The 16,440-nt window shown below is 48.7% G+C and carries 14 protein-coding genes; 5 read left to right on the plus strand and 9 right to left on the minus strand.

The window, feature by feature from the left end:
- The first annotated feature begins 25 nt into the window (after nucleotides 1-25).
- Complete coding sequence (locus ACO0LB_RS03425; RefSeq protein WP_423046496.1) at nucleotides 26-1,300, plus strand: Hsp70 family protein; 1,275 nt, start codon at nucleotides 26-28, stop codon at nucleotides 1,298-1,300.
- A 78-nt stretch (nucleotides 1,301-1,378) separates the two neighbouring features.
- Nucleotides 1,379-3,649: an EAL domain-containing protein gene (locus tag ACO0LB_RS03430; RefSeq protein WP_423046498.1), complete on the plus strand. Its 2,271-nt coding sequence runs from the start codon at nucleotides 1,379-1,381 to the stop codon at nucleotides 3,647-3,649.
- Nucleotides 3,650-3,836: 187 nt separating this feature from the next.
- Here ACO0LB_RS03430 and ACO0LB_RS03435 read toward each other — a convergent pair whose 3' ends face one another.
- From ACO0LB_RS03435 to dnaA, 9 genes are all read right to left on the minus strand, one after another.
- Nucleotides 3,837-4,451: a hypothetical protein gene (locus tag ACO0LB_RS03435; protein ID WP_423046500.1), complete on the minus strand. Its 615-nt coding sequence runs from the start codon at nucleotides 4,449-4,451 to the stop codon at nucleotides 3,837-3,839.
- 89 nt (nucleotides 4,452-4,540) lie between these two features.
- Nucleotides 4,541-4,789: a DUF3297 family protein gene (locus ACO0LB_RS03440; RefSeq protein ID WP_423046501.1), complete on the minus strand. Its 249-nt coding sequence runs from the start codon at nucleotides 4,787-4,789 to the stop codon at nucleotides 4,541-4,543.
- A 59-nt stretch (nucleotides 4,790-4,848) separates the two neighbouring features.
- Nucleotides 4,849-5,661, minus strand: a complete 813-nt coding sequence (locus tag ACO0LB_RS03445; protein ID WP_423046503.1) for a tRNA-uridine aminocarboxypropyltransferase — start codon at nucleotides 5,659-5,661, stop codon at nucleotides 4,849-4,851.
- A 151-nt stretch (nucleotides 5,662-5,812) separates the two neighbouring features.
- Nucleotides 5,813-6,478 (minus strand): glutathione S-transferase, encoded by a 666-nt coding sequence (locus ACO0LB_RS03450; protein ID WP_423046505.1) that lies wholly within the window; start codon nucleotides 6,476-6,478, stop codon nucleotides 5,813-5,815.
- Between the two features lie 478 nt (nucleotides 6,479-6,956).
- Complete coding sequence (locus tag ACO0LB_RS03455) at nucleotides 6,957-7,832, minus strand: DNA adenine methylase (protein WP_423046507.1); 876 nt, start codon at nucleotides 7,830-7,832, stop codon at nucleotides 6,957-6,959.
- The gene (locus tag ACO0LB_RS03460; protein ID WP_423046509.1) at nucleotides 7,819-9,534 is read right to left on the minus strand and encodes an AAA family ATPase; all 1,716 of its coding nucleotides are present in this window, start codon (nucleotides 9,532-9,534) and stop codon (nucleotides 7,819-7,821) included. Before ACO0LB_RS03460 ends, ACO0LB_RS03455 begins: the two co-directional genes overlap by 14 nt.
- A 126-nt stretch (nucleotides 9,535-9,660) precedes the next feature.
- Nucleotides 9,661-12,159, minus strand: a complete 2,499-nt coding sequence (gyrB, locus tag ACO0LB_RS03465; RefSeq protein WP_423046510.1) for a DNA topoisomerase (ATP-hydrolyzing) subunit B — start codon at nucleotides 12,157-12,159, stop codon at nucleotides 9,661-9,663.
- A gap of 191 nt (nucleotides 12,160-12,350) precedes the next feature.
- On the minus strand, nucleotides 12,351-13,457 hold the full coding sequence (gene dnaN, locus ACO0LB_RS03470; RefSeq protein ID WP_423046512.1) for a DNA polymerase III subunit beta: 1,107 nt from the start codon (nucleotides 13,455-13,457) through the stop codon (nucleotides 12,351-12,353).
- Between the two features lie 147 nt (nucleotides 13,458-13,604).
- Entirely contained in the window at nucleotides 13,605-14,990 is a 1,386-nt protein-coding gene (dnaA, locus tag ACO0LB_RS03475; protein ID WP_423046514.1) for a chromosomal replication initiator protein DnaA, read from the minus strand.
- Nucleotides 14,991-15,549: 559 nt separating this feature from the next.
- Here dnaA and rpmH point away from each other — a divergent pair.
- Genes rpmH through yidD form a run of 3 tightly spaced genes read left to right on the plus strand, consistent with a single transcriptional unit; the run spans nucleotide 15,550 to nucleotide 16,436 of the window.
- Nucleotides 15,550-15,684 (plus strand): 50S ribosomal protein L34, encoded by a 135-nt coding sequence (gene rpmH, locus ACO0LB_RS03480; protein ID WP_061535510.1) that lies wholly within the window; start codon nucleotides 15,550-15,552, stop codon nucleotides 15,682-15,684.
- A 40-nt stretch (nucleotides 15,685-15,724) separates the two neighbouring features.
- Nucleotides 15,725-16,135, plus strand: coding sequence for a ribonuclease P protein component (gene rnpA, locus ACO0LB_RS03485; RefSeq protein WP_423046516.1), 411 nt, complete (start codon nucleotides 15,725-15,727; stop codon nucleotides 16,133-16,135).
- A 1-nt stretch (nucleotide 16,136) separates the two neighbouring features.
- Nucleotides 16,137-16,436 (plus strand): membrane protein insertion efficiency factor YidD, encoded by a 300-nt coding sequence (gene yidD / locus ACO0LB_RS03490; protein WP_423046518.1) that lies wholly within the window; start codon nucleotides 16,137-16,139, stop codon nucleotides 16,434-16,436.
- Nucleotides 16,437-16,440: the final 4 nt, after the last annotated feature.

The following is a 16,440-nucleotide window of genomic DNA, read 5'->3' on the forward strand; positions in this document are numbered from 1 at the left end:
TAGGTTCTTTTTTTCAGGAAGTTTCATGTCGCAAGCTTGTGGAGTAGATTTTGGTACATCAAATTCAACGGTCGGCTGGCACCGCGCGGATCAGCCTGCGCTGCTGACGCTGGAGCAGGATAAGGTCACCTTGCCTTCCGTCGTTTTTTTTAACGCAGAAGATGACGAGATCAGTTATGGCCGTGCCGCGCTGGCAAATTATCTGGCTGGATATGAAGGTCGTCTGATGCGGTCAATGAAAAGTCTGCTGGGTACCAGCCTGATCGATGGACAGACTGAAGTGCTGGGCAAATCTGTGCCGTTTCGTGGTCTTCTCGGACAGTTTATCGGCGAGCTGAAAAAGCGTGGCGAACGAGCTGCTTGCCAGAGTTTTGATTGCGCAGTATTTGGTCGCCCTGTGCATTTTGTGGATGACAACAGCAAGGCGGATCAACTTGCTCAGGATACTCTGGAAGAGATTGCCCATGCGGCAGGTTTTAAAGAGGTACAGTTCCAGTTTGAGCCGATCGCCGCTGCATTTGATTATGAATCCCGTATCAGTCAGGAAGAGCTGGTATTGATCGCCGATATCGGCGGTGGTACTTCCGATTTTTCTCTGGTGCGTCTGGCGCCGGAGCGCTCACATTTGCTGGATCGTCGTAATGATATTTTAGGCAATGGCGGTGTGCATATTGGTGGTACGGATTTTGATAAATATCTGAGTCTGACGCACATCATGCCTTTGCTGGGGTTGGGGGGCCGTCTGGCGAGCCAGATTGAAGTGCCTTCCAGTTACTACTTTAATCTGGCGACCTGGCACACGATCAATCTGGTGTACACCCAGAAAGTCTGGCGTGAATTACAGGATGTGTATCGTGATATCCAGAGCAGCGATGTACGTCAGCGTTTTGAACGTTTGCTCAATCTGGTGGAAGACAGGGATGGTCACTGGCTGGCGATTAAATCCGAAGAAGCCAAAATTTTATTATCTGATCAGGAATCGATACAGTTATCGCTTGAACGCCTGCGCAGCAAGCAGCCTTCAGCACCTTGTTCACTGATGCTGGATCAGGATGGATTGCAGCAGTCTATCGCTCATCTGAGCAGTGATATTGGTCGTGCCGTATCACAGGTATTGCAGACTGCAGGTGTTCGCCCGGAACAGGTAGACACCGTGTTTTTTACCGGTGGCTCCAGCGGAGTACGTAGCCTGCGTCAACAAATTGCAGCGATTGTGCCGGACGCACGGAAGGTCGAAGGAGACTTGTTCGGCAGCATTGGCGCAGGCCTCGGCCTGGATGCGGCACGTCGGTTTGCCTGATTTTTTGCTGTGATGTCATCGCGACTCTACGTTATACTGAGGTCATCAGATTTGTAGGCTTTCTCATTCGGAGGTTGCATGTCAGTTGATTGTGGCGATGATGATGCGTTATTGTTTGACGACGATGCTGAGCAGCCTGCTCCTCTCGCACCGCAAAACGCACGCACCTGGAAAATCGCTATCGTCGATGATGATGATGATGTTCACAGAACGACGTGTTTCGCTCTGGAATATGTGCAGATCCTGAATCGCCCTCTCGAATTTATCCACACCTATTCCAAAGAAGAAACCCGCCGGGTGTTTGCCGGCGAATCTGACATCGCGGTGATTTTGCTGGATGTGGTGATGGAAACCGAGCATGCAGGTCTGGAGCTGGTCAGTTATATCCGCGATGAATTGCAATGGCATGATACCCGCATTATTCTGCGTACCGGTCAGCCCGGATATGCACCGGAAGAAGATGCGATACGTGATTACGACATCAATGACTACAAAACAAAAAACGAACTGACACGCAAAAAACTGTTGACCGCGTTGACTGCTGCTGTCCGCTCGTATGAGCAGATTCGTACGATTGATGCGAGCCGTCGCGGCTTACATCAGATCATTTTATCCAGTGCCGCATTTACCTTTGATCATGGCATACAGGCGTTTGCTGCCGGCGTCATTACGCAGATCGCCGCATTATGCGGTGTGCCGCCCGAAGGTTTGTTATGCGCTCAGGGCGAGCTTGCAGAGCAAGGAAAATCCCCGCAAATATTTAATGTGATTGCGTCGGCAGGACGTTATAGCGAGCTGATGAATCGCACGATTGACGACATCCATGATGAGCGCATCCGCGATGCATTAAAGCATGTGCTGATCCGGGGGGAGTCTTTGTTTACCGAGCACAGTATGACCCTGTACTTTGCCGGGCGCTCCAATCGTCCGCTGGCAGCCTATATTGATCTTCCTTTTGCTCTTTCAGAAATCAATCATCATTTGCTCGAAGTATTTTGTTCGAATCTCGGTGTCTGTCTGGATAATCTGGGACTCATTAATCAACTGAAAAATCACGCTTATCGTGATCAGTTGCTCAAACTTCCTAACCGGCTGAAATTTATTGAGCAAATCGATCTGTTGTTACAACAAAAACAGTCAGACCAGATGGCTGTGTTGATTGATATTGATGATTTTGCCGAGATTAATGATGTACTTGGACATCACTATGGCGATCTTTTATTGCAGGCGGTGGCTGACCGGCTGCATCAGGAACTGGGACAGCAAATTTTTCTGGCGCGGATTTCGGGTGATGTGTTTGGTTTATTTGGTGATGCCGCGTTGTTGCAGCCAGAGCGCTTGCGCGGGCTTTTTACAACGCCATTCTTTATTGAAGAAACAGCACATGCCGTATCGGGTTCGATGGGAATGGTGGCGCTGGAGGGATATGAAGGCAATGACGGTGCTGAAGTTCTCAAAGACGCCAGTATTGCGCTGAAACGCACCAAGAGTCAGCAGCGCGGTACCTATACCTTGTTCACGCGGCAGATGGGAATACAGATACGCGAGCGTGCCACGTTGATGCAGCATTTGCACAAGGCATTTGATGCCGAGCGTCTGTTTCTGATGTATCAGCCTCAGATTGATCTGGTCAGTGGCAAACTGACAGGTCTGGAAGCGTTAATACGCTGGCGTAACGATGATGGGCAATTGATTCCACCGAATGATTTCATTCCGTTGGCAGAGTATTCGGGTTTGATTATCAGCTTGGGTGCCTGGGTACTGCGGACGGCTTGTTTCACCATGGTGCGCTTACAACAGGCTGGTCTGACGCCAGGCCGGATTGGTGTGAATGTGTCTGTTATCCAGTTTCGTCAGGATGATTTTATTGATATCGTGCGCCGTGCATTACAGGATAGCGGATTGGATGCGCACAAGCTGGAACTGGAAATTACTGAATCCGTGACCATGAGCAGTGCGGCATTGTTTGAAAGCCGTTTAAATCAGTTAAAAGCACTGGGGGTCAGCATTGCTATTGATGATTTTGGCACCGGGTTTTCTTCTCTTAGCTATCTCGACAAATTACCCGTGGACAGGCTGAAGATTGATCGTGCTTTTGTACAGCAGATTGATACCCCCGAAGGGCCACGCATTGCCGAATTAATTACCCAGCTTGGCCAAAAACTGGGGCTGCAAGTCATTGCGGAGGGAATAGAGCAAGCAGAGCACATCAAGATTCTGGCAAACATGGGTTGTCATGAAGGTCAAGGTTTTCATATTGGTCGTCCCATGCCGGAGGAACAACTGATCGACTGGATCAGAACCTATGTGAACACACAGAGTGCGCAGAACACGCCTGAATCTTGCTAATTCTTTGCCATCACAGCATGGTCAGAATCATGCTTTGTACCGCCAGGCGATATGATTTTTCAACATAAAAAGAATGATGTTTGTCGCGGCATCATTCTGTGGTGAGATGTTTATTGGTTCTGATTCTATCGGTATGTTACTGACGTCATGGATGGATTTTGTGGCAATCCTGATGGCGTTAGTTTGATCAATGCTCACTCATATAAATCACTCTTGGACAAGGCAATGTCGCGGATACTTGCGGGCACCAGAACGACACCGTAATCGACCAGCGGCGACAAGAAATTTCGATCAGATCAGCAGTATCGCCCATGCCCAGATTACAGGTGGACTGCAATGCCGCATCCAGCGATTTCGCCTGAAAATATCCATAGGTGCTGATTTTTTGAATGGCGTTGACTGCCCGTAATGGTGCTACAGTGCCGGGGCGCACGATCAGATCACGATCTTTGAGTGGCACGAGGGTTTCCAGTTCGGCGTGACCGCAACTCCATCGCCCAGCATCGCGTCCGCATTGCGCTACGTAATACAGGGGCTTACCTTTTAACTGTGTATGAGGTTGACAGCGAACATCGGCAAAACTGGCTTGCTTCGCATTGGCTTCAAATGCCCAGGCATCTACCTCTGCCAGCCTCATACCAAACTGCGCACCACATGCAAGGTGCTCCAGACGCAGACGTTCATCACGACTGATTTTCGCAGGAAAAGTCTGCTCCGCCCGGACAGTGAGTGCGCACAATGGCAGCAACAATAAGCTTGCCATCAACATCGTACGCAACGAAAAATCTGACAAGGTTCTCACGTGTTATTCACCTGATGGTGAGATTGAGTGAAAGAGTCAAAGGATGGCGGCATACAAATGGATGCGGGTAGTACATCCATTTGTTTTTATTAACGGTAAAACGCGGTGACTACGCCTTTGACCTTGATCATCATTGGATTACCCTTGCGATCACGGGTTTTACCAGCCTGAACGCTGATCCAGCCTTCGCTGATGCAATACTCTTCGACATCGGTACGTTCCTTGCCGTTGATGGTGATCCCGATTTCATGCTGAAACACGTCAGCGTTGTAAAAGGGGCTGCGCGGATCAATAGATAAACGATCCGGTAATGGAGGGAGTTGAGTTGTCGTATTCATGGGGCAGAATTATCCATCAGATAGGCGTCGTATTCAATGGTTGAATCGACAAGCCGGTGTCATGTTGTGCGTGCTTGCGCCATCAGATCACGCAGACGCTGATGCGCCGCATCTTCACGGTCGATTTTCCATTGCTGCTTTGCGCAAAGATAATGCCCCGTAAATACATCCAGATAAGCTTCCAGCGTTTGCGCTGCCAGCGCCTCGCCAGCCAGATCCAGACACAGCGCCGCGACCTCAGAGGTACACAGATGATCTTCGCGACGTGAACGGCGCAGCTGATAGCGTGATACCTGTTCCGGCTCCAGGCTCAGCACCGGAAACGGCAGCAGATAGGGGCTTTTCTTAAAGATTTTGCGCGCTTCCGACCAAGTGGCATCGAGCAGGATAAACAGCGGTCGCTTAGGTTTGATCGTATCGCCAACAGCGAGAGTGAGCGTATTATCGGTATCCGACGATAGCATTGGAGGTGCCGGCAGCAATTGCGTAATCACCCGTTCCGGTGCAACAAATTCACCCGGAAACACCACATACGGTTGCCATTGTGGATCTGCCAGCAGCGCCAGCAAGGCCGGGTCCGTTTCCGTACGAGCCCAGCCGAATGCTATCGTATCCTGCACCATATCCGCGATCAACCAGCCGGTATTGCTTGGCTTTAATGTCTCATGCTCCGCCATCAACAGGCAAAACCCCGCCCGTGTCGGCACCACAGGCCGCAAATCGCACAGGCAATGACTGAGGATCAGCCGACAGCCGCTACATCGCTCACCATGCGGCCCTCCCCGCGCAAGAAACGGCCGCGTACTGCGCGCCAGGCGGGCAGTACGTAAACGGGAAACAGCATGGGGGGAATGAACATCAAGTGACATCATACAAAAACGAGAGAACGAAACAATCAATCAGCCAATACAGAAAACACTGAGGCGCAGATAATCTGCGTCAGCATGTGGCAGCACTATATAAAAAAACCACCTGCATGATAACAGGTGGCCTATGTAAAACCCGGTGAACGAGGTCGCCGTTTTATTTTGCAAATTTGGCGTAATACGCCTGTACAGCTGGCAGCGCTGCAATGCGTTCCATATGCGCATTCAGCGCCGGAGCAACCTGTTGCACTAGGTCTGTTGGTATATGATCGAGACGACCGGCATTCAGCGTGCGGATATCCATAAATACCTTCAGATCCGCCACCGTCAGGCGGCCATCCGCAAAGTATTCGCCGCCATGTGCGAGCAGTTGCTTTTCCAGCCATCGCAGATATACCGGCATCGAACCATTCACGAGCGCCAGTCGCGCCGCCTTTTGCTCTTCACCTGTCATGCGGAAGGTCGGCCCTATTTTGATGCTCGCTTCTTCCACCACGAAACTGACTTCATCGCAGTACAGCGCCTGCAAAGGATCCGCCGGATACAGCCCCTCCAGCTTGCCTGCATAGCGCAGCATCGCATCACACTGCGTCACCTGTATACCATCCACTTCCAGCACCGGTACTTGCCCGAACGGCGCAGTCTGACGCACATCGGCAAATTCCGGATACGCAAAACGATGATCCTCAAACGCCACCCCGCTAATCGCCAACGCCAGCCGTACCGGTTCGCCACGACCACCGTGAAAATCGAAATAAGTCAGTTTAAGTTGCGGTATTTTTCTCTTGGGGATTGATAAAAGTCGGGCGGAAAAATTGAGCATTTCGGGTGTGTGATACACCCAAAACCCGCGCCATCATAGCAGGGAACGCAGGGATCAGTGGAACACTGTATTGCCAATTACCTTTTGGTCATATGTATGAACGTGATCCAGAAATCATTGAGTTGAATAAGCTGATCAAGCGCAAACCATTTGCAGTCGTAATGAAGTTGGTCAATCTCGCAAGCCTAGACAAAATATTACTAGCACCGGACGCAGCGGATTAAAAATACATCGCGCATTGATCGTCAATTACGAGACGAATTTAAGAAAAATTGGGAACTGAGACGAAATCTAAGTATCGGCTGCCAGTTTTTCATAGGAATATACTTTCAGTCAACATCATCGAATTCAAAAGCAAATTTGATAAAAAAAACGGCTCTTCGTACAAGGCTTACAGTGCGTTCATTAAGGTGCGAGCATGAACTTCAATAAATTGCGGTGGTAGCGTCAAAAGGGTCAATATCGACTAAAAATTAATTTATACTGACCCTTTGGCTCGAGGAATTTCATCCTCAGAAACGATAAGACCTTGGCTAAAGAACATGACTTCATTACCTACGTAACGTCGGTGTGCCGTGTAGTTGAGTCCATATGTTTTCGCATTGGCGAATTGATACATGGCACTGATTTCGTCAGTATTGTCATATGAAACAACCCAATGTCGCTTAAAGCTTTTGGCTTGAATGGCTTTTGCAATCGCAACGTGATCGTCGTGCTCATAATAATTTCGGTATAAGCCTTTGCCCTTCACGTAATAGGGTGGATCAAGATAGATCAGTGAATCTTTTGGCAGAAAATCTTTGCATCGCTTCAACAGAACCAGCGAATCTTCACTGTAAACCGTAATGTCTTGCGCCCGTTTGGCGATGGCAAGAATGCGTGCCGAAATCACGTCTTTTTTGAAACGTGCATCCAGCTTATAAGCACCCTCTTGTTTTTTTCCTCCAATGACGCCGGCCTTTAGGATTCCCGAGCGGTTGGTTCTGTTCATGAACAACGTAGCAAATCCTTTCTCGACCACGCTGGCTTGGCATTCTTCACGGAGTACCGAACGCCACTTGAACCATTCAGCCATGGTGATGGGGGTTGATGCGAGCAACTCAAGCAACTGATTAGGATATTGTGTAACAGACACCCAAAACGCATACACGGCGGGGTCTGCATCGTTTATATGGATGTGTTTAGCCTGGCCCTGAAACAGAAGATCGAGAGCTACCCCCGCGCCCCCCGCATAAGGCTCTAGGTAATGACCACCCGCAAGACCATTATCCACCATCAACTTAGCGATGAATGGCGCAAAAGATGCCTTGCCACCGGGATAGCGTAATGGGCTGTAAAGCCTATTTGAGAACATGAGGTATCTTCTTCAACTTTACTTGTAAGGCGCAGAGTTTGGCATCGTCAACGGCGTAAGCATTTTTCATGACACCGTAGATTGTAGCCCTGAATTGCTCCAAAAACTGGTTCGCAAGCTCTGGATTACTTTCGATCCAATGTTTCCATGCGCCATACGGTTTAGTTCCGCAGTTCAGCACTTTCTGTACTTCATCGCCTTTGTAGAACTTCTTGAAAATGTCACGTGGCTTCGGCGTACCCTTGTATGCTTTGATACGCTCATCTAGATCAACCTTGGAACCTGCAATTTTCAGCTCATTGGTTGTATCCCGCGCTGCATTGGTGAATACATCACGAGTGAATTGCAACTCATTTTGCCAAAATTTATCTTCAGCAGAAAGGTTATATAAGTGCTGAAAAATCAACTGATCAGGTGGAAGGTTTCCAGGTAAAAGTACAATAGTCTTATAGTTTTTCCCTTTGATGTGTGAATGTGCATCTGAGTCAAGACAGATCACACTTTTTTCTGTGAACTCGGGAACGTTGTTTTTGATGAGATTCACGTAGTTTGTACATCCCAATGTCACCTCTGACATTGAGATAGTGAATTTTTTAACCGACTGCCTACTCATTAACGCATCAAAAAAGTTCTCTGCCTCTTTGTCTTCAAAATAAACATTGACGCTTGGCAGGGTTGCGGATGGTCCTGCGCTAACAGTTCTTGTGTGGATGTCTGCACTGATTTTCGCCCAAGACCAGTCTTGCATAACTTGAACAGATCCATACGTATTGCTCAAATAGACGGTTTTGAACTTCTTGCTATATTTGTGCTGACTCTGCTCATAAGCGTACTCGATCATAACTGGTGAATGAGATGTCATCACAACCTGCAAATTGAGTTTCCTGCATTCGCGTTCAAGAATCCTCAATAGGTTGACTTGTGCGGTTGGAAACAAGCCCGCATCAGCCTCATCGATCAGCAGCAAACCACCTTTGTAATCACCATATTCTGATTGGAGTTTTTTGAAAGACAGCAGCGCCATGATGATTTGCCCAGCATTGTCTTCGCCTGCCGAAACCGACTCATGATTATAGTTGTCACCGTGAGCTACGGCAGAGGTGATTGTTCCATGGGTGCCGGTAGCTTGGGTTGAGTTGCGGTTGAGTAACTCGTTTGTTAGCGCAATGAAATCCTGCTCATGAGTTTTCAAATAATCGAAGTCGATTGCTTTGTAGTCTCGATCTGCAATTGGGTACAAACGTTTCAAACTCAAAAAAACTACCGGATGGGTGAAGTTCCTACTTGTATTGCCCTTAGCCGTGCTATTTTTACGTATGACGGGGCGCGGTAATATTTTCTCATCATCAGTCCGCGTCATTAACTCCAAGTTGGCTGTTGCCTCTTGGTCAGTGTACCCATCGTGGAGAAGAATGCTGGCTGAAAGGGAGCCTGGCACGTCAAATTTCTCCGATATGCGGATGTGTTCTTTGTACTGCGACTTGAATCCCTTACCGCTAATTTGTTTGAAGCTGCGAAGACTCGCTTCTGTTACGTAGTCTTTTTCAAAGCTGAAAATTTGCGCTGCGATCCCAAGGATTGAGGACTTGGATGTGCCGTTCTTGCCACAAATCACGGTGATGTAATCACCGAATTCGACCTCGACATTGTTTAGTGCACGAAATTTCTCAATTGTTATTTTTTTGAGTCTTGTTTGTGTCATGTTGCATCCTTTATGCACTAAACGGGGGTTCTTTCTAACGTTCCGAAACTCCCCTTTCAGTTTTGAAATTCACCAACCAACAAAAAAGCCCAACAAACTGCTGGGCTTCGTCAAATTCAACAGATATCAAACGTCAATATTCCCTGCCCTTAACGCATTGCTTTCAATGAAGGCGCGGCGGGGTTCTACGTCGTCGCCCATCAGGGTGGTGAAGATCTGGTCGGCGGCGATCGCGTCTTCGATTTGCACTTTGAGTAAGCGGCGTACGGTTGGGTCCATGGTGGTTTCCCAGAGTTGGCTTGGGTTCATTTCTCCCAGACCTTTATAGCGTTGCTTGGAGACGCCGCGTTCGGCTTCGTCGCGCAGCCATAGCATGGCGTGGTGGAAATCTTGTACGGCGATTTCTTTGGTACGTTCGCCTTCACCGCGGCGGACGAATGCACCTTCACCCAGCAGGCCTTTGAAGGTTGCAGCAGCGTTTTCGAGCACTTTGTAGTCGGTGCTGTCGACAAAATCTGCTTCGATGTTGCTGACTTTGATGTTGCCGTGGTGCAGACGTTCTATGCGCAGACTGAAGGCGCCGGATAGTTCGTCGGTGCGGACAATCGCTTTAACGGCGTTGTCCCCCATGGCTGCTGTCATGGCATCGGCAGACATTTGTGCGTTGTCAGCTGTATCGAGTTTTAATGTTACGCCTGTCATGATGGCAGTCAGTGCGGCACGGTCAATGACGCGTGTCAGTCGCAGCATGATGGCATTGGCCAGGTTGTACTGGCGTACCAGCTCACTCAGTGCTTCGCCGACGATAGGCGTGGCACCGGTGCTGGGTGTTAATGAGGCACCGGTTAATGCAACAGTCATCATGTAGGTGGCTTCTTCGGCATCATCTTTCAGATAGCGTTCATCGCGGCCTGCTTTGACTTTGTACAAAGGCGGTTGGGCAATGTAGATGTGGCCGCGTTCTACCAGTTGCGGCATCTGGCGATAGAACAGGGTCAGCAACAGGGTACGGATGTGGGCACCATCGACGTCGGCATCGGTCATGATGATGATGCGGTGGTAGCGCAGTTTGTCTACATTGAATTCGTCGGGTCCGATAGAGGTACCGAGCGTGGCGATCAGTGTAGTGATTTGCTCGCTGGACAGCATTTTTTCAAAGCGGGCTTTTTCTACGTTCAGGACTTTACCGCGCAGTGGCAAAATCGCCTGGAATTTACGGTCACGGCCTTGTTTGGCTGAACCGCCCGCAGAGTCACCCTCGACGATGTACAGTTCGCATAGTGCCGGGTCTTTTTCCTGGCAGTCTGCCAGTTTGGAAGACAGGCCGAGTCCATCCATCACACCTTTGCGGCGCGTCAGTTCACGTGCTTTACGCGCAGCTTCGCGGGCGCGTGATGCTTCTACGATTTTGCCGCAGATGATTTTGGCATCGTTTGGTTTTTCCATCAGGAAGTCGGTCAGCGTTTTGGCGACGATTTCTTCGACCGGACCACGGACTTCGGAAGAGACGAGTTTGTCTTTGGTCTGAGAACTGAATTTTGGTTCAGGCACTTTGACAGACAAGACGCAGGTTAAACCTTCGCGCATATCGTCGCCGGTGACTTCGACTTTAGCTTTTTTAGCGTATTCGTGTTCTTCGATGTATTTGTTGATGACGCGGGTCATCGCGGCGCGCAAACCGGTCAGATGCGTACCGCCATCGCGTTGCGGAATATTGTTGGTGAAACACAGAACTTGTTCATTGTAGGCGTCGTTCCATTGCATAGAAACGTCGACAGTGATGTTGGTGCCTTGATCAGAGACGCGTTCGCCGGTTGCCTGGAAAATGGTTGGATGCAACACGCTCTTGGCTTTGTTGATGTATTCCACAAAACCACGGGTGCCGCCTTCAAACGCAAATAACTCTTCTTTACCAGTACGGTGATCGTTCAGTTTAATGCGCACGCCATTGTTCAGGAAGGACAATTCGCGGATACGTTTTGCCAGAATTTCATAGTGGAATTCGACATGCGTGAAGATTTCTTCATCAGCCCAGAAATGGACTTCGGTACCGCGTTTGTCGGTTTCACCGATGACTTTGATTGGCGATGTCAGTACGCCGTCGACCGTTTCCAGTTCGCGGTTTTGTACAACGCCTTTCGCGAATTCCATCGTATGGACTTTGCCATCGCGACGGATGGTCAATTTCAATAATTTGGACAGACCATTCACGCAAGAGACACCCACGCCGTGCAAACCACCGGAGACTTTATACGAGTTTTGATCGAACTTACCACCCGCATGCAGTTCGGTCATGACGATTTCGGCGGCGCTGCGTTTTGGTTCGTGCTTGTCATCCCATTTGATGCCGGTCGGAATACCGCGGCCATTATCAGTAATCGAAATCGAATTATCGGTATGAATCGCGACGTTGATTTCAGTACAGTGACCTGCTAAGGATTCATCGATGGAGTTATCCAGAACTTCGAATACCAGATGATGTAGGCCAGTGCCGTCCGATGTGTCACCAATGTACATGCCCGGACGCTTACGCACGGCTTCCAGACCTTCCAGAATCTGAATGGAAGATGCGCCGTAAGATTGATTTGGCTGCGCTGGAGTGTTGTCTTGGGTGTTATCGGACATGGCTACCTTCTGTTATGTTTGCTTCTGAATCAAAACTAATGTGATGCGAATGACTGCATTCACATGTTGTACTGCTGTCGTACGTGTCTGACCTGAGTATGATTTTGGTGAACCGGAGAGCTGCTTGATATGCCAATAAGTTCGTTATATCAAGCGGCTGTTTTCCTGGTGTTATTTTAAAAAAATCAACATCAAATTCGCATTGGCATCACGACATATTTAAAGTCAGTGTTATCTGGAATCGTGATCAATGCGGACGAGTTGGAGTCGCCCAAAGAAACGCACACTTGATCACATTTCAGATTGTTGAGCACATCCAGCAGATAGCTGACATTGAAACCAATATCGACGCTGTCGCCGCCGTAGTCGATTTCGATTTCTTCCATTGCTTCTTCCTGGTCGGCATTCGTCGACAAAATTTGCAAGCTGCCTGGTGTGATAACGCAACGCACACCTTTAAATTTGTCTGAAGTCATGATCGCTGCTCGTTGCAAAGAGCGCAGCAACTGTTCGCGGCTCAGGGTGAAGCTGTTTTTGTACCCCTTCGGAATCACGCGATTGAAATCAGGAAACTTACCTTCGACCAGCTTGGAAATCAGTTCGATATCGGCAAAGGTCAGTTTGACCTGATTATTTGCGATATCGATTTGTACCGGGTCTTCTTTATCTTCCAGCAAGCGTTGCAGTTCAATAATGGTTTTGCGTGGAATGATCACTTCGTGACGAGGAAATTCCTGTTCTACTTCTACCTGGCAATAGGCCAGACGATGACCATCGGTCGCAACCGCAATCACGTTTTTGCCATCCACAACCAGAAGCAATCCGTTCAGGTAGTAGCGGATGTCTTGCTGCGCCATGGAGAAATGCACCATGTTAAACAAGTGCTTCAAGGTTTTTTGCGGCAGATTAACGCTGGCATTGAAATGTTCTGCCTGTGCCACGGTCGGGAATTCTTCTGCTGCCAGTGTCTGCAAGGAGAAACGGGATTTGCCCGATTGCACGGTCATCTTTTTATTGTCGAGCTTGAGCACGACATCATTATCATCTGGCAGTGCACGCAAAATATCCAACAGTTTGCGGGCGGCGACAGTAGTGGCGATATTGTCTCCGCCAGAACCGATTTCAGCTTTGGTTGTGATCTGAACTTCTATATCTGTCGACAGAAACGACACTTGCTCACCATCTTTGCGAATGAGGATATTGGCCAGAATCGGCAATGTGTGCCGACGCTCGACAATACCACTCACGATTTGCAGAGGCCGGAGCAGGGTGTCCCGGTGGGTTTTAACCAATTGCATTTGACTATCCTCGCTTAATTTGTCATTGATAAACGATGTTAACTTTTCTTTTGCCGCTGTACTTCTGATGTGTTGTCATTCCGCTCATTTGAAATGTGATCAACATGTAATTGGGTGGGTATGCTCCACCCAATCGCACTCAACTACTTAACCTTTCAGTGTCTGTTCCAGTACATGTAATTCATGATTGCATTCAGGATTTTTACTACGATCTGCGGTGATCTTCCGTACCGCATGCAAGACCGTAGTGTGATCACGTCCACCAAATAACTCACCGATTTCAGGCAAACTTTTTTGTGTCAGTTCCTTTGCCAGATACATTGCAATCTGACGCGGTCTGGCAATATTTGCCGGACGTTTTTTTGAATACATATCGGCGACTTTAATATTGAAAAAGTCAGCTACAGTTTTTTGAATATTTTCGACAGAAATCTGACGGTTCTGGACGGACAGCAAATCTTTTAATGCTTCCTTGACGACATCAATCGTGATTTCTTTGCCGTGAAAACGTGAGTAAGCAAGAATCTTGCGTAGCGCACCTTCAAGCTCGCGTACGTTTGAGCGTAGGTGCTTGGCGACGAAAAATGCAACATCATCTGAGAAATGCACGCCTTCGGAGTGGGCTTTTTTCAGCAAAATAGCGACGCGCATTTCCAGTTCAGGTGGCTCAATTGCGACCGTCAGACCAGAGTCAAAACGTGAAATCAGGCGGTCATCCATACCAGTGATTTCTTTTGGATAGGTGTCACTGGTGATGATGATCTGTTTCTTGGCAGCGATCAGTGCTTCGAAGGCATAAAAGAATTCTTCCTGTGTGCGGCTTTTGCCACCAAAGAATTGAATATCATCAATCAACAACAGATCCAGCGAATGATAGTAGCGCTTGAATTCGTCAAAGCCTTTTTTCTGATATGCAGTCACGACGTCGCGCACATACTGTTCTGCATGGATATAACGGATTTTAGCGTTCGGATTATCGACCAGAATCTGGTTGCCTATCGCGTGGATCAAATGAGTTTTACCCAAACCTACGCCGCCGTACAAAAATAGCGGGTTATAGGAAACACCAGGATTATTCGCGACCTGTATCGCAGCGGCACGTGCCAGTTGATTGGCTTTACCGGTAACGAAACTGTCGAATGTGAGCTCGACATTGATGCGGCTTAAATCGCGTCGCGGAGATACCTCCGGGGCGATGACTTCAACCGGTATTTCTGGCATGGTGCCTTGCACATCCGTATTGGCATCTGTCCCACCAGGGCGTGTAGCTGTTGGTGCTGGTTTTTTGCCGCCGCGCGGATCCAGTACGAACTGAACTTCAACAGCATCATCCCAATACTGGTTTGCCAGCTCTGAAATACGATGAGCAAACTGCGCTTTCACCCAGTCCAGTTTGAAACGATTAGGCGCAGCAATACGCAGCTTGCCATTCTCAAAATCGAGTGGGACGAGCGGTTTGATCCATGCACTATATTGTTGCGGTGGAAGCTCTTGCTCCAGTTGGGAAGAACAGGCTTGCCAGAAATTTTCCATGTATGACTTTATTTATTAAATGCAAATGCGCGGAGCCGAATCTACGAGAAATGACGAAATCACCCTGGCGTTTATTTACATTCATTTGCCAGACCCATTTCGCAGCAGTCTCTCAAGGCTTCTTACTGAGCAGTAGCACCTGAAGATGCCACCTGATCGTCAGGTTCATATTGATCCCGTATAAGAAGTTGCCAATAAGGCATAAACCGGTGCCGCGCTAATCCTCTATTTTAACCGTGTCGGGCAGAGTTATCCACAGCCTGATGCTTAAATTTATTCCTTGCTTTTTATCAGAAGCCAAAAAGCGCTTTGATTAAAATTTGCGCTAAGTGATTGACATGTAAGCTAAAAATGGTGTCTAATTCAGGGTTCCCTACCCTCTTTTATTGGATGGTGCATTGTTTGTACTCAGCTTGTACATATTTGCAGCAAGCCATGAGCAGCGGTTTTGGGGCAGTAAAGGCGAAAGGCCTGACGTTATGCGCGAGCCGAAGTCGTATGCACGACAGCCTTTATCCGTAATTCCGATTTTTTTTATTGCTCAAATAGCGAGACCAACATGAAACGTACTTACCAACCTTCCGTCGTTCGCCGCAAGCGCACTCACGGTTTCCGCGCACGTATGGCAACCCGCGGTGGCCGCGCTGTTCTGAACGCACGTCGCGCCAAAGGTCGCAAACGTCTGGCTGCTTGATTTTAAGTTATTGGTCAGCGTCAGCTTTGGCTGAACCTGCATGATCAATCATTTAGCTGACCCAGCTCAGACAGATGCAGGCGGTGCAGATTTTGCCCGCGTCCGGCGCATCGTTAAAACGGATGAATTTTCATCCGTTTTTCGTTTGCGCCCTGTGCAAAAAACACCCCACTTTGTGCTGTATGCACGAGTGAACGAGTTGTCGCATGCCCGTTTAGGGGTAGTTGCGGCAAAGCGTTTTGCGCCACGGGCGGTTACCCGCAATACCATTAAGCGTATGACGCGTGAGATTTTCAGACAAACCTGTTTGCTGAATGTTGATTGTATTGTGCGTTTGTCTCGCCCTGTCAACAGCAAGGATGGCCCTGCCACAACGTCGCAGCTCAAACGCGCGCTGCGGGCGGAGATCGTGCGTCTTTTTGCCGCGCCTGTCTGTAAAAAGGTAGGTTAGGATGAAAAAAATTCTGCTGTTGTTGCTACGGTTTTATCAAGTCGCAATCAGTCCTATGCTGGGGCAGAATTGTCGTTTTTATCCCAGCTGCTCGGAATACGCTACACAGGCAATTCGCTTGCATGGCGCGACCAAGGGCTCGTTGCTGGCTGGCAAACGTTTGTGCAAATGCCATCCGTGGCATCCCGGAGGCGTGGATCATGTTCCACCTGCCACTGAAAAAAAAGAAACTGTCCCCACATCCGACAAGTGCTGCCATGAACATTCTGGTCACACTGGTCATTCTTCACACCTTTCCTGACATA

The sequence above is a fragment of the Undibacterium sp. SXout7W genome, assembly GCF_049339385.1.
Lineage (GTDB): Bacteria > Pseudomonadota > Gammaproteobacteria > Burkholderiales > Burkholderiaceae_D > Undibacterium.

Coding starts and splice junctions, on each gene's coding strand:
- rnpA (WP_423046516.1), top strand. CDS start 15,725: ATGATCAATCATTTAGCTGACCCAGCTCAGACAGATGCAGGCGGTGCA.
- dnaN (WP_423046512.1), bottom strand. CDS start 13,457: ATGCAATTGGTTAAAACCCACCGGGACACCCTGCTCCGGCCTCTGCAA.
- ACO0LB_RS03425 (WP_423046496.1), top strand. CDS start 26: ATGTCGCAAGCTTGTGGAGTAGATTTTGGTACATCAAATTCAACGGTC.
- ACO0LB_RS03445 (WP_423046503.1), bottom strand. CDS start 5,661: ATGATGTCACTTGATGTTCATTCCCCCCATGCTGTTTCCCGTTTACGT.
- yidD (WP_423046518.1), top strand. CDS start 16,137: ATGAAAAAAATTCTGCTGTTGTTGCTACGGTTTTATCAAGTCGCAATC.
- dnaA (WP_423046514.1), bottom strand. CDS start 14,990: ATGGAAAATTTCTGGCAAGCCTGTTCTTCCCAACTGGAGCAAGAGCTT.
- ACO0LB_RS03440 (WP_423046501.1), bottom strand. CDS start 4,789: ATGAATACGACAACTCAACTCCCTCCATTACCGGATCGTTTATCTATT.
- ACO0LB_RS03450 (WP_423046505.1), bottom strand. CDS start 6,478: ATGCTCAATTTTTCCGCCCGACTTTTATCAATCCCCAAGAGAAAAATA.
- ACO0LB_RS03455 (WP_423046507.1), bottom strand. CDS start 7,832: ATGTTCTCAAATAGGCTTTACAGCCCATTACGCTATCCCGGTGGCAAG.
- ACO0LB_RS03460 (WP_423046509.1), bottom strand. CDS start 9,534: ATGACACAAACAAGACTCAAAAAAATAACAATTGAGAAATTTCGTGCA.
- rpmH (WP_061535510.1), top strand. CDS start 15,550: ATGAAACGTACTTACCAACCTTCCGTCGTTCGCCGCAAGCGCACTCAC.
- ACO0LB_RS03430 (WP_423046498.1), top strand. CDS start 1,379: ATGTCAGTTGATTGTGGCGATGATGATGCGTTATTGTTTGACGACGAT.
- gyrB (WP_423046510.1), bottom strand. CDS start 12,159: ATGTCCGATAACACCCAAGACAACACTCCAGCGCAGCCAAATCAATCT.